This window comes from Pseudomonas sp. GL_093, assembly GCF_057837605.1.
Genome location: NZ_CM174448.1, coordinates 2903300 through 2916237, shown reverse-complemented (window position 1 = coordinate 2916237; position 12938 = coordinate 2903300). Strand labels below are relative to the sequence as shown.

At 59.2% G+C, this 12938-nt stretch carries 16 protein-coding genes and 1 pseudogene; 3 read left to right on the top strand and 14 right to left on the bottom strand.

The features are described from left to right. Window positions 1-104 precede the first annotated feature (104 nt). The 6 genes and pseudogenes from AC3IUE_RS13475 to AC3IUE_RS13450 form a co-directional block, all read right to left on the bottom strand. Window positions 105-1451 (bottom strand): glutamine synthetase family protein, encoded by a 1347-nt coding sequence (locus AC3IUE_RS13475; protein WP_056740492.1) that lies wholly within the window; start codon window positions 1449-1451, stop codon window positions 105-107. A gap of 24 nt (window positions 1452-1475) precedes the next feature. Beyond that, window positions 1476-2030: a helix-turn-helix domain-containing protein gene (locus AC3IUE_RS13470; protein WP_008154577.1), complete on the bottom strand. Its 555-nt coding sequence runs from the start codon at window positions 2028-2030 to the stop codon at window positions 1476-1478. 24 nt (window positions 2031-2054) lie between these two features. Continuing rightward, window positions 2055-3344, bottom strand: coding sequence for an NAD(P)/FAD-dependent oxidoreductase (locus AC3IUE_RS13465; RefSeq protein WP_489268008.1), 1290 nt, complete (start codon window positions 3342-3344; stop codon window positions 2055-2057). 159 nt (window positions 3345-3503) lie between these two features. Beyond that, window positions 3504-3689, bottom strand: a pseudogene (locus AC3IUE_RS13460) (NAD(P)/FAD-dependent oxidoreductase); the annotation flags it as partial. A 19-nt stretch (window positions 3690-3708) separates the two neighbouring features. Then, a complete protein-coding gene (locus AC3IUE_RS13455) occupies window positions 3709-4044 on the bottom strand; it encodes a hypothetical protein (RefSeq protein ID WP_056740486.1) in 336 nt (111 codons plus the stop codon). Window positions 4045-4114: 70 nt separating this feature from the next. Then, window positions 4115-4333 carry a hypothetical protein gene (locus tag AC3IUE_RS13450; protein ID WP_056740484.1) on the bottom strand — a complete coding sequence of 73 codons (219 nt, stop codon included), beginning with the start codon at window positions 4331-4333 and terminating at the stop codon, window positions 4115-4117. 170 nt (window positions 4334-4503) lie between these two features. Between AC3IUE_RS13450 and AC3IUE_RS13445 the strand changes: the two genes are divergently transcribed. Both AC3IUE_RS13445 and osmE read left to right on the top strand, forming a co-directional pair. Then, a complete protein-coding gene (locus tag AC3IUE_RS13445) occupies window positions 4504-4743 on the top strand; it encodes a hypothetical protein (RefSeq protein WP_056740482.1) in 240 nt (79 codons plus the stop codon). 13 nt (window positions 4744-4756) lie between these two features. Further along, entirely contained in the window at window positions 4757-5107 is a 351-nt protein-coding gene (gene osmE, locus AC3IUE_RS13440) for an osmotically-inducible lipoprotein OsmE (protein ID WP_489268006.1), read from the top strand. 57 nt (window positions 5108-5164) lie between these two features. Here the strand turns inward: osmE and AC3IUE_RS13435 are convergent, their stop codons facing one another. After that, the gene (locus AC3IUE_RS13435; RefSeq protein WP_489268004.1) at window positions 5165-5368 is read right to left on the bottom strand and encodes a DUF2188 domain-containing protein; all 204 of its coding nucleotides are present in this window, start codon (window positions 5366-5368) and stop codon (window positions 5165-5167) included. Between the two features lie 211 nt (window positions 5369-5579). On the opposite strand from AC3IUE_RS13435, the gene AC3IUE_RS13430 reads away from it, so the two are divergent. After that, a complete protein-coding gene (locus tag AC3IUE_RS13430; protein ID WP_489268002.1) occupies window positions 5580-5942 on the top strand; it encodes an NUDIX hydrolase in 363 nt (120 codons plus the stop codon). Between the two features lie 6 nt (window positions 5943-5948). Here the strand turns inward: AC3IUE_RS13430 and AC3IUE_RS13425 are convergent, their stop codons facing one another. The 7 genes from AC3IUE_RS13425 to catA form a co-directional block, all read right to left on the bottom strand. After that, the gene (locus AC3IUE_RS13425; RefSeq protein ID WP_489268000.1) at window positions 5949-6647 is read right to left on the bottom strand and encodes an alpha/beta hydrolase; all 699 of its coding nucleotides are present in this window, start codon (window positions 6645-6647) and stop codon (window positions 5949-5951) included. A 41-nt stretch (window positions 6648-6688) separates the two neighbouring features. Next, window positions 6689-7462: a 1,6-dihydroxycyclohexa-2,4-diene-1-carboxylate dehydrogenase gene (locus AC3IUE_RS13420; protein ID WP_489267998.1), complete on the bottom strand. Its 774-nt coding sequence runs from the start codon at window positions 7460-7462 to the stop codon at window positions 6689-6691. A 189-nt stretch (window positions 7463-7651) separates the two neighbouring features. Further along, window positions 7652-8665, bottom strand: a complete 1014-nt coding sequence (benC, locus tag AC3IUE_RS13415) for a benzoate 1,2-dioxygenase electron transfer component BenC (protein WP_489267996.1) — start codon at window positions 8663-8665, stop codon at window positions 7652-7654. A 10-nt stretch (window positions 8666-8675) separates the two neighbouring features. Next, on the bottom strand, window positions 8676-9164 hold the full coding sequence (gene benB, locus AC3IUE_RS13410; protein WP_095129739.1) for a benzoate 1,2-dioxygenase small subunit: 489 nt from the start codon (window positions 9162-9164) through the stop codon (window positions 8676-8678). Then, a complete protein-coding gene (benA, locus tag AC3IUE_RS13405; RefSeq protein ID WP_461997946.1) occupies window positions 9161-10525 on the bottom strand; it encodes a benzoate 1,2-dioxygenase large subunit in 1365 nt (454 codons plus the stop codon). Before benA ends, benB begins: the two co-directional genes overlap by 4 nt. A gap of 311 nt (window positions 10526-10836) precedes the next feature. Continuing rightward, window positions 10837-11796 (bottom strand): AraC family transcriptional regulator, encoded by a 960-nt coding sequence (locus AC3IUE_RS13400; RefSeq protein ID WP_056740468.1) that lies wholly within the window; start codon window positions 11794-11796, stop codon window positions 10837-10839. Between the two features lie 210 nt (window positions 11797-12006). Continuing rightward, window positions 12007-12936, bottom strand: coding sequence for a catechol 1,2-dioxygenase (gene catA / locus AC3IUE_RS13395; protein ID WP_056744826.1), 930 nt, complete (start codon window positions 12934-12936; stop codon window positions 12007-12009). Window positions 12937-12938: the final 2 nt, after the last annotated feature.

Here is a 12938-nt window from a genome sequence, read left to right as displayed (position 1 = left end):
TTCTGTCTGTAACAATATATTTTGATTCACTATCCAGTTACTAAATCCTCTAACTCATTAAATATCCACACATTTTTTATGGGCGAGCACCGACAAGGGCCGATTTAGAGGTACCAGCGATACTCCCGCGCACTGATGTCCTGCAGGAATGCCAAATGGTCCTGGCGCTTGTTTTCGCAGTAGACATCCACGAACTCCGCCCCCAAACCCTCGCGCAGCTGCACGTTGTTTTGCATCGAACGCACGGCCTCCAGCATCTCCAGCGGGAAGTCGATTCCGCTGCCACGATCTTCGTTGAGGGATGCAATCGGTTCACGCCCCACTTCCAGCCCTTGCTCCAGCCCGACCAGAATCGCCGCCAACACGAGATAAGGATTGGCATCCGCGCCCGCCAGGCGATGTTCGATGCGCAGATTTTTAGCGTCCGACTCAGGCACCCGCAGGCAGGCGTCACGATCTTCAAAGCCCCAACTGGCGCGCGTCGCGACATTCACCGTGCCGCTCAAGCGACGCATTGCGTTGTGATTCGGTGCAAAGATCGGCATGCAATGCGGCAACACTTCAAGGCAACCGGCCACTGCATGGCGCAGCGCCTGCTGATCGTTAGCCGCCAACAGGTTGGTTCCCGCCTCGTCGTAAAGGCTCACATGCACATGCATGCCGCTACCGGGGTGCTGCAAGTAGGGTTTGGCCATGAAGCTGGCGCGGTGGTTGTGCTTGAGGGCTACGCCCCGTGTGCTGCGGCAGAACAGCGCTGCCCAGTCGGCCGCACGCAGGCCGTCGTCAAGGTGACCGAAATTGATCTCGAACTGGCCCGGGCCCAACTCCGCAGTGATCACCGTGGCATCGATGCCTTGCGCCCGCGCCGTCTCGACCATGTCATCGAGTACCGGTGAAAATCTCGACAGCCGTTCGATGTGCATATTCGGCTGATCATCGGCATCGTCGGTCAGCTGATCGCGAGGGAACTGTGGCAAGCCGTCACGTAGCTGACGATCGAACAGATAGAACTCCAGTTCGAACGCGACCACGGGGAAAATCCCTTTTCGGCCGAGGCGCTCGAGCACCTGCGCCAACACTTCGCGCGGCTCGAAGACGATTGGCTTTTCAGTACCGCTTGAAGTAATCAGCATCTGCCCCAGCAGTTGTTTTTCCCAGCTCACGGGCTTGAGCGTACCGGGCACCAAGCGGCGTGGAGCATCCGGGTCGCCGTCGTTGAAACAGTAGTCGCCGATTTTAAACAGACCGCCCTGCGTGCCCAGCAACACACAGTTTTGCGGCAGCTTGAGCGCGCTGCCTGCGGCGACCTTCTCGAGCATTTCTATCGGGTAGCGCTTACCGTAAAAATGCCCGGGGATATCCAGGGAAATCAGGTCAACGTAACGCACCTGCGGGAAGCGCTGGCGAAACGCGCGAACCTCAGCAACCAGATCAGAGCAGACAGCATCCATCGTTAGTGTTCCTTGTTGTTTTTATCAGGTGTAAACCCAAAGCACCCGGGCGAGCTGATCCGAGAGGTTGCCGTAGCGACAATGTGTGTGACTGGCCAGCTGAAAACTGTCGCCGGTGCGCAATGTCACCGGTTTATCGTCATCCAGCCACAGCGTCAGCTCACCCTCGAGGACATAGCCACCCTGCTCCGAGCTGTCGTTCATGTGCCGATCACCACTGCTGGCGCCGGGCTCCAGTTGGCTTTCAAGCATTGAAAAGGACGCCCTCATCTTCGGAGAGACGAGGATGTCGGTAATCCCGTCGGCGTAGTACAGCGTGCGTCGCTCATCCGGACGGGTCACCCAAGGCAATGCCATGGGCTTGGGCAAGCTGTAGAAATAGGTAGTCGGCACGCCGAGGGTTTCGCTGATGGCGGTCAAGTCCGCCACCGTGGGACGTGACAACCCCCGCTCGACTTGCGAGAGAAACCCGACCGAACGACCGATTTTGTCCGCCAGCTCTTTCAGCGTGTATTTTTTGTGTTTGCGCAGGTCCTGGATCAGGATCGCCAGCGCCGAGATTTCTTCTTGCATGTCCATCTAAGGCTTCCCGAAATTGATGCTTCAAAGGCTGTCGCGCAGCCGATACCAGGCCTTGCCGATGGCTTCCAGCGGTGCGGCCAAATACTTTCCACCGGGAAAACTGCCGTTGATCAAACCCTGGTACAACGCCAGCTCATCCGGCTGGCCAAGTATCGCGTCGGACACGGCACGCGCCCCGGCCAATGTCGGCAGCACGCCATGTCCGGAGTAACCCTGCAGCCAGTAGAGATCGCCACGTCGACCGATGTCAGGCGTGCGCTTGAGGGTCAGATCGATGTGTCCTCCCCAGGCAAAGTCCAGTTCGACGCCCTTGAGCTGGGGGAACACGCGTTCCAGATAGGGCCGTGTCGCAGCGGCGATGTCCGTCGGCATGCCGCCCAGGTAAGTGCAACCACCCCCGAACAGCAGGCGGTTGTCCGGCGTACGGCGGAAATAATCGAGGACAAACTGGTTGTCCGTGACGCACACATTGCTGGGTAGCAGCGCGGTCGCCTGTTGCTCTGAAAGTGGCGCGGTGGCCACCTGATAAGTGCCAACCGGTAACACGCAACTCGACAGCTTCGGATCAAGCCGATCAAGGTAGGCATTGCACGCCAGCACCAGCACGTCGGCGCGAATCCGACCGCGTTCAGTGGTGACCACGTAACGATCGCCGTCTTCGCGATAACTCAACGCCTTGCTCTGTTCATGAATGCGTCCACCGGCCTGTTCAATCGCAGCGGCCAGGCCGAGCGCCAGTTTCAGCGGATTCAAATGCCCGCCTTCAGGATCAAACAGGCCCGCCTGGTAGCGCTCACTGGCGACCCAATCAGGCAACGCCTCGCGCGAAATGAACTGCAAACCATCGTGGCCCCACTTGTGGCTGGCCTCGTGTTGCCATTCTGTCAGCAGACTCACCCGACGCGGCATCACCGACGTCCAGAGGTGGCCGGGCCGATAGTCACAATCAAAACCATGGCGCGCGGGCAAGTCTCGCAACTCCCGTGCCGCCCAGCGCATGCTGTCCCATAACCGGCGCGCTCGCTCATAACCCAGCGCCGCCTCAAACGGCGGCATGTCACACGACCAACCGAGAATGGCCTGACCGCCATTGCGACCCGAGGCGGCCCAGGCCACCCGACTGGCTTCCAGCAACGTCACGCGCTTACCGGACAGGGCCAGACGCAACGCCGTATGCAACCCACTGAAGCCGGCCCCAATGATCAGCACCTCGGTATCCTGCTCGCCCTCAAGAACAGCTCGATCCACCAAGCGATCCGCGCAGGTGTGGGCGTAATAGCTGGCGACGTGCCGGGTAGATTGCTGAAACATGCAGGCCTCGTGAATTTTTATACTTATAATTTCATGAAAAAGTACACGTTAAATTTCACGACCGCAACCGCTCTAGGCGCAAAAAAAATCCCGCCCAAGAGAACCCGGGCGGGATTTTTTCTAAGCAGGCAGCGTTATCGAAGCAACGCTGCCGACGTTTCAGGCGACAGGAATCATCGGATCCGCTGAAGCCAGCGCAGTGACACGATCAGCCGCGGGCGGGTAGATCCACATCGTGTTGATCTGGGTTTTCAGCGCTTTGGCTTCCTCTTTGACCAACTTCACCTGGCGGTCCCAACCCTCGGTGTAGACCGCGCCCCAGGCGCCCAGATCCAGACAGGTGACCGATATCACCGACTAAACCTTACAGACAATCACGCACGGCCTGACGCAACGCGCCTGATTTCGCCCAGGGCGGCCCCTGATAAAGCGATACGTGACTGCCATCCTTCGATTTCACGATATCCACGATCTCGTCGGCCGTGATGATGCTCGGCGCCGTGACTCTGTAGCCGTTGGAAATCGCCGATTGAGTGGTATTGGGTATCTCCCGCTGCCACGCCGGCAGAACGCACGCAGCATAGTCTTTTGGCGCCTTGTCGCTGTACTTGCTGAGATTGGGCTCACCTGGCACCAGGGACGCGGGCAACGAACAGCCCGCCAGCAACGCCAACCCTACTCCCCCAATCAATTTGCGCATGACGCGTCCTTATCCCGAAAAAGGGGAATGTAGCGTGCCGCTGTCCAGACATCCATCCGTTGCACTGACCTCAGCAAGGAGCGTTGTGCTCGCCGGGATCCGGATACGACCTCTCGTTCAGATAAGTCATCCATCTTTCATACGCCTCATGCTGCCATTGAGTCACCCGCTCCCATTCCGGGCCGCTCAACTGATGTGCAGAAATCAGTTTCATCATTTCCGTGGTGGCCGCATCAAGATCAACCATCAGCTCATGGGCATGAAATCTAAAGTCATCAGTAGCCGTCATTTGAAGTTGCCTCGCCCTAGCAAAAATTCACTACTTCACTACGACATCAGATTTGCGGGTTCGCGTTGATTTTCCCGACAAAAGGCTGCACCCACGGCTCAGACGAACAAAACGCCCTGACCCGGGAAATGGGACTAAAATTTCGTAGCGGAGATTGGCAGGAGGTCATCATGTGGCTTAACGAATCTGAAAACGAACTTCGGCGTGACCTGCAAGGTCTTGCGTCGGATCTGAGATGGTCAGCGGTAGAGCTTTTGCGCATCGCAGAGCAGCTACGCCTGGCCGGCAATGACGTGGATGCGCAAGCAACCCTGAAGCTGTGCGAGTTGTTTCAGGGAGATGAAGAACGACTGAAGGGTTATGCCGAGGAAGTGAAAGCCAGGATTATCACTCGAACGAAAGCTCAATAGCAGGAGCACTGCCATGCACAAGCCTCTATGCGTGCTGGTCGTTGTACTGGCCGCGTCGGGTGGCTGCAGTACCGAATCGCGTGTTTATCGGGATCAGCCGCTCGTCGCAAAGGTCGAGACCGGCATGAGCAAGGATCAAGTCCAGCAGATTGGCGGCCAGCCTTTATCCATAACGGATCGCACCGTTGAGCCTGGCACGTGCTTTGACTACAAGCTGACGAAGGCCGGCCATCAGCAGACGTACAACGTCAGTTTCGATGGCGGGGGCAAGGTCGACCATACAAGCTTCATGACCTGCGCGGAATGGAGTCACGCGCAGCAAAAAGCCCGAGAGCCTTCCCGCGGCGGCGGTGGCGGTTATTAGCCCAAGACCTCAGCGCCAGGCAACGAAAAGCCCCGGCGAACCGGGGCTGCAAGCGTACTATTTATCTGATTTCTGGCTGCGTGCAGGCCGACTCGTTTTGGCCTTGTAGCCGGGAAGAGCGGCCGCAAAGGCCAGTGCTTCCTCTCTACTGCCAAAGGCTCCAAGCCGGTCACCTTTGGTGCACACCCGCCATGGGCCGTTGTTCACGCTGAGTACGTCATAACCGTTCATGTGCATTTTGGTCAGCATCGGAACGCTCATAGTCACCTCCATTTCGGCAGTGATGATCCTGGATTCACTTGAATACCTTACACCCGACCTTCCATGAAGTGCCGACCAGACGTCGCGCCGGGATTCCGACATCCGGTTGCACTTTCAACCGCGTCCATCACTCCAACCATTGAGACAGACACCTCGGCTCGAATATTGCATTTTTATGACTGATTTATGACAAACAGCAATCAGGTAACACATGAAAGTACGCGCGACCGTCATTTGCGAGCAGGACCGGCACATTCTCCTGGTGCGCAAGCCAAGGAGTCGCTGGATGCTGCCCGGCGGAAAGGTTGAGCGTGGTGAAGCCATTGCCGACGCCGCCACGCGAGAACTTCAGGAAGAGACAGGGCTTGGGGTCGACGGGATGCTGTACCTGATGGAGTTGCAAACGAGCAGCACCCGACACCATGTGTACGAGGCTGTTGTGACGAACCCGGGTGAGGCCCGCCCGCAAAACGAAATTTTCGATTGCATCTGGTATCCGCTGGAAGCGGTCCAGAACCTGAACACAAGCGACGCCACGCTCAAAATCATCAAAGCGTTTCAGCGTCGCCTGTAAGGTTCTCTATCCTGCGGCCAACGCCGTCGCGGCCTTATCGATGAACGCCGCAATCTCGACCGGCATCGACGCCAGGGACGCATGGCTGGCGTGCAGGGTCAGGATCTCCCTGGCATTCAACCGCTCTGCCATCCATTGCTGATTGTCTGGCGAGATCATCCTGTCATCCGTGGAAACCTGATACCACGACGGCTTCTTCTTCCACGCCACCGTGTTAATGGTGTCGCCGAAGGTGCTGGCCAGCGGCGCTTTCTGGGTGATGCCCATCACCAACCCTTCGGTCTCGGGCAGGTCCTGGCAGAAGCTTTGGTGATAGAGCTCAGGCTTGACCCACAGATAACCGTCGCTGTCGGGAGCCAGGTTGGCCGCCGCTGCGGGTGGATGCCGTTGCGTGATGCCGCCGGGACTTTCACCGACGTCCGGCGCGAAGGCAGCGATGTACACCAGCCCCACCACATTCGGTTGATCGCCGGCCTCGGTGATCACCGCGCCGCCATAAGAATGCCCCACCAGCAACACGGGCCCCGACACTTTGGCGACCATCTTGCGCGTGCGCTCCGCATCGTCTGCCAATGAAGTCAGCGGCATCTCCACCGCGCGGATGTTCGTAATGCCCTTGTGAATCAACTCGGCGATGACCTTGTTCCAGTGGGCAGCACCGCCCCAAAAACCATGGACCAGCACGATCGTGGGTTTGTCGCTCATCACGATGACTCCGATTGAGGATGGGTTGTTGGCAAGTCGCGTCAGCCCTGGTCGCCGCCACCGACCGGCATGATCATGCCGGTGATATAGGATGCTTCGTCGCTGGCCAGAAACAGAATAGCGCTTGCCTGTTCATCCAGCGTGCCATAGCGCTTCATCAAACTGCTGTCGAGCGTCTGGTCGACAATCTGCTGATACCAGACCTTCTCTTGCTCGCTCTGATCGGCGCTGTTACGCGGAATCACCCGCGGCGGCGCTTCGGTGCCTCCGGGCGCGGTGGCATTGACCCGAATCCCGCGACCGGCGGTTTCAAAGGCCAGGCAAGCGGTCAGCGCGTTGACCCCACCCTTCGCCGCACCGTACGGCGCGCGATTGACACTGCGCGTGGCGATGGACGAAACGTTGACGATGGCGCCACTCCCCTGCTCAAGCATGAACGGCAGCGCGGCATGACAGCACCACAGCGTCGGGAACAGCGAACGGCGCACTTCGGCCTCGATCTGCGACGCTTCGTAATGCTCGAAAGGCTTGGTCCAGATCGTCCCGCCCACATTATTGACCAGCACATCCAGACGCCCGAAACGCTCGACGGCGGTTTGCATGACGCGGCTGCATTCGCTGTATTGCTCAAGATCGGCGGTCAGCGCCAGCACCTGGCTGCCCTGCCCCAATTGCTGCTGAACCTCGAACACCAGCTCGGAGCGATCGACCAGAATCAACCGCGCCCCTTCCGCCGCCATGCGCTCGGCAACACGCCGACCGATGCCTTGGGCAGCGCCGGTGATCAGCGCGACTTTATCTGTGAATCTGTTCATACATACCTCGTGGCGAAGATCAATTTCGCAGGGAATCGGCTATCTGTAGCAGCTGCCGAGCCTGCGAGGCTGCGTTCGGCTGCGCAGCAGTCGTCTGGGTCTGCGAGGACTTCGGTCGAGCGCGACCCCGGCTCGAACGCAGCCTCGCAGGCTCGGCAGCTGCTACAAAGACGGTGTCGTTGCTGATACTTACGCCGCGCTGGCGGCAAATTTCTCGTAGTAAAAGTTTGTCGGCGCGATGCCTTTTTCACGGATGAACTGGCTGACCGCCTCGACCATCGGCGGGGGGCCGCACAGGTAGACATCGACGTCGCCTTCGTTCAAATGCTGCGGCTCGATGTGTTGGGTCACGTAGCCCTTGAGCGGGTGCTGACTGTCCGGGTTGGCGACGCAGGCACTGAAGCTGAAGTTCGGGATTCGCGCGGCAAACGCTTCCAGTCGATCCATTTCCACCAGATCGAAATCGTTGGTCACGCCGTAGATCAAATGCAGCGGATGCTCACTGCCCTGCTCGGCGATTTTTTCCAGCATCGCCGTGAACGGTGCCAGCCCCGTACCGCCGGCCAGCAGCAACAACGGACGGCGGATGTCACGCAGGTAGAAACTGCCCAACGGCCCGGCCAGGCTCATGCTGTCGCCCGCCTTGGCCATGCCGGTGAGGAAGCTGCTCATCAAGCCGCCGGGCACGTTACGGATCAGGAAACTGACCTCGCCGTCACGCTGCAACGAGCTGAACGAATAGGCGCGGGTCTGCTCGCTGCCGGGAATCCCGAGGTTCACGTATTGCCCCGGCAGGAACGCCAGTTTGCTCAGGGCTTCGCCCTTGATCGACAGCGCGATGGTGCTGTCGGACAACTGGCGCACGGCGCTGATGGTGGCGTCATAGCTGACCTGACGGGTGCGGCACACCTCAGATGAGGTCGGCACGCGCACCACGCAATCGCTCTGGGCGCGCATCTGGCAGGTCAGGACGAAACCTTGCTCGGCCTCTTCCGCGCTGAGCGCGTCTTCGATGTACTCCTCGCCCAAATCATAACGGCCGGCCTCGGCGAAGCATTTGCAGGTACCACAGGCGCCGTCGCGGCAATCCAGTGGAATATTGATGCCTTGGCGATACGCGGCATCGGCCACGGTTTCGCCGGCGTTGGCGTCGATGAATCGGGTGACGCCGTCTTCGAAATTGAATGCGATGGAATGAGTCATGACGGCTGCCTCACAGGTGGTAAACATCGATGACCTGGCGAACGTAGTCGTTTTTCAGGATCACTTTCTTGGCCTTGATCAGCGGGTTTTCACCGCGCACATCGAGGGTGTAGAAACTGCTGCCGAAATAGCTGTCGACGGTCTTGTAGCGAAAGCTCAGGGTGTGCCAGTTGAAGCGCACTTTGCAGAAGCCGTCAGCCTGTTCGAGCAGCTCGATGTTGCTGATGTTGTGCGAGGTGCGGGTGTCCGGCATGGTGGCGCTGGAACGCTCGGTCTTGATGCGGAAAACGCGGTCTTCCAGGCCGGTGCGGTTGCCGTACCAGATCAGCGAAATTTCCCGCTGCGGGTCTTCAGTCAGCTCGTCGTTGTCGTCCCAGGACGGCATCCAGAACGTCGCGTCCGGGGCGTACAGCTCCAGCCATTCGTCCCATTGCCGGTCATCGAGGTAGCGCGCTTCGCGGTAGAGAAAATCCCGCACGGTGTCATAGGTGATGGTCATTGCACGGCCTCCACAGGAATCAGTTCGGACTGCTCGGCGGCCAGGGCCTTGAGCATGGTCTGCTGCCAATACTTGTGTTGCAGCACGAACAGGCCTTCGTCTTCGGTGCGCACGCCGCTGAGCAGCGGATGCAGGTCGATTTCCTTGGCCGCCTCATCGGCGCCTTCGATCCAGTGTTCGGCGCCACGGGACATGTCGTTCCAGGCGGTCACGCTGCCCTGATAACTGGTCTGGCAGGAACGAAATTCTTCCAGATCATCCGGGGTGGCCATGCCGCTGACGTTGAAGAAGTCTTCGTACTGACGAATCCGGCTCGAACGGGCGTGGTCGCTTTCGCCTTTGGGGGCGATGCAGTAAATGGTGATTTCCGTGCGGTTGACCGAAATCGGCCGGGCGATGCGAATCTGCGAACTGAACTGGTCCATCAGGTACACGTTCGGGTACAGGCACAGGTTGCGCGAGTTCTCGATCATCCAGTCGGCGCGAGCCTTGCCGAAGTCCTGGGCCAGCTCATCGCGACGCTCGTACAGCGGACGGTCTTCGGGGTTGGACCAACGGGTCCAGAGCAACATGTGGCCCTTGTCGAAGGAATAGAAACCACCGCCCTGTTTGGCCCAACTGCCGGCACTCATGGTCGGATTGCAATCGCCGGCCTCGCGCTGCTTGCGCTGGTTCTGAGTGGCGGCGTAGTTCCAGTGCACGGAGCTGACGTGATAGCCATCGGCGCCGTTTTCGGCGGTGAGTTTCCAGTTGCCTTCGTAGATGTAGCTGGAGGAGCCGCGCAACACTTCCAGGCCATCGGCGGACTGGTCGACGATCATGTCGATGATCTTCGCCGACTCGCCCAGGTGTTCTACCAGCGGCAAGACATCGGCCTTGAGGCTGCCAAACAGGAAACCGCGATAAGACTCGAAACGCGCGACTTTGGTCAGGTCGTGGGAGCCTTCGCAGTTGAAGCTCGCCGGGTAGCCCGCTTCGGCCGGATCCTTGACCTTGAGCAGCTTGCCGGAGTTGTTGAAGGTCCAGCCGTGGAATGGGCAGGTGTACGAACTCTTGTTGCCAGACTTGTGCCGGCACAGCGTCGCGCCACGATGGCTGCAGGCGTTGAGGAACGCATTGAGCTCACCGTCCTTGTTGCGCGCAATGAAGATCGACTGGCGCCCCATGGTGGTGGTGTAGAAATCGTTTTTGTTGGGGATCTGGCTTTCGTGGGCCAGGTACAGCCAGTTCCCTTCGAAGATGTGCTGCATCTCGAGATCGAACAGCCGCGGGTCAGTGAACATCTCGCGCTTGCAGCGATAGATGCCCTGTTCTTTGTCATCTTCGAGCAGGGAGTGAAGGTATTCGGGTCGCAGGGACATGGCCGCCGCCTCCATTGTTTTTATTCAGGCAGGGCCATGCTAGGACGGGGGGAAGTGGCGGACTATCCGCTGGGTGCAGACCTGTATCCGTTTTGTGCAATGGGATTTTTTGTAGGAGCAAAGCTTGCTCCCGAGGGCGTCGTGTCAGGCGACATCAATGGCGAATGTACCGGCCCCATCGCGAGCAAGCTCGCTCCCACAGTAATTTCGGTTGGGTCGAGATGTACGTCCAGCCTCTGCCCCCTGTGGGAGCGAATTTGCTCGCGATGGCGTCAGGTCACGCGACATCAATAGTGAATGTAGGTCCGAGATCAATGGCGGCGCTTGAGGGTGTCGGACGGCAATTCGCCGAACTGTTTGCGGTAGCTGTCGGAGAACCGGCCCAGGTGCAGGAAGCCGTAATCCATCGCCACTTCCGTGACGTTGCGCACGTTGCAGGTCGGGTCGCTCAGGCAGGCGTTGATGCGCTCAAGGCGTTTTTGCCGGATGTAGTTTTTCGGCGTGGTGCCGGCGTTGCGTTCAAACAATCCGTACAACGAGCGCAGACTCATCCGCGCCTGGCGTGCCAGTTCTTCGCTGTCGATGTCCTGTTTGAGATGGCCCGCGATGTAGTCGGCGATCACCTCGAACGTAGCCGTCTGTGAGCCGAGACTGATCCGGCTGACATTGGTCTTCATCAGGCTGAGCATCTTGCTGACGATGATCTGTGCGTAGTGCTCCTGCACCTTGGGAATCTGCTCGGTGGCCTCGGCTTCCTGGCAAATCATCGCCAGCAGACCGACAAAGCCTTCCAGTTCATCGAGCTGATAACGGTTCTCCAGAAACCGCACACCCTGCCCCGGATAGCGCCAACGCTGTTCATCGCACACGGATTCCAGCAACGGGGTGGGGACTTTCAGAATGAATTTTTCGCAATCGTCGGAATACGTCAGGTCTACCGGATCGTCGGGATTGATCAGCAGCAACTCGCCGGGTGCGAAGTAGTGTTCCTGGCCGTGGCCGCGCCACAGGCAGTTGCCGCGCAGCAACACTTGCAGGTGATAGATGCTTTCCAGTGCACCGGAAGTGACCCGTACGCTGCCGCCATAGCTGATGCGGCACAGGTCGAGGCTGGCAAACTTGCGGTGATTGAGGCTGGCCAGCGGTCGCCCGGCCCGGGGCATCAGAATGCAATGATTACCGACATGTTGATTGACGTAGCCCGACACCGCGTAAGGGTCGGCGTGGTCAAATACGGTGCTGCGCTGACTCAACAGTTGCGCTTGCATCATCGGGTCACTCTCATTGTTGTTATAGGTAACGTCGGGCCATTCTAGAACAGTGTGTCAGGAGCTTGAGACATTTCCGGCGAGCTGCACAAACCCCTTGTGGGAGCGAGCTTGCTCCGGGCGGCGTTCCGACGATGACGGAGTGCCAGTCAACATCAATGTTGAATGTTAAACCGCTATCGCGAGCAAGCTCGCTCCCACAGGATTCCGCAATCAGTCCTCGAGTGCGCGGACCCGCTCGTGGCGTTGCTGCTCGTCGGGTTGCGCGGAGGTCTGCAAGGTGAAATCGAAGTCGATTTCGGCAAAGCGACCGCTCACACCATGGGCCGCCGCACGCTGTTGATCGTCGCTGAAGGTGATCTTGGCAATCAGCTCGTCACGGGTGGCATAGGCGAAATCGTCGTGTAGGTATTGATCGCCATCGAGGTTGATCTGGGTGGTCAGGTGACGATGATCCGGCGCGGAGATGAAGAAGTGAATGTGCGCCGGCCGTTGCCCATGACGGCCCAGTTGATCGAGCAGTTGCTGGGTCGGACCGTCCGGCGGGCAGCCATAGCCCGACGGCACGATGCTGCGAAAGCGATAACGACCCTCAGCATCGGTGACGATCCGACGACGCAAGTTGAACTCCGATTGAGTGGTATCAAAGTAGGAGTAAGTGCCGCCGGTGTTGGCGTGCCAGACATCCACCACCGCGCCGGCCAACGGTTCGCCGGCGGTGTTCTTGACCTGGCCCTGCATGAACAGCACCACACCCGGATCGACGCCGTCATCCAGTCGCGCTTCGCCGTCCGACAGCGGCGCACCCGCCACGTACAGCGGGCCTTCGATGGTCCGCGGCGTGCCGCCGGCCTTGCCGGCCTGCTCGTCTTCGGCGTCCATCAGCAGGTCAAGGTAATGCTCCAGACCGAGCCCGGCCACCACCAACCCGGCCTCTTGACGCGCACCCAGCACGTTGAGGTAGTTGACGGCTTTCCAGAACTCTTCCGGGGTCACGGCCAAGTCTTCGATGATGTTCACCGAATCACGCAGGATGCGGTAGACCAATGCCTTGGTCCGTGGGTCCCCGGCGTCGTTGAGCAGGCCGCTGGCCTCTTCGAGAAATTTCTGGACTTCGGCAGTGTGGGAAATCTTGACGTTCATTT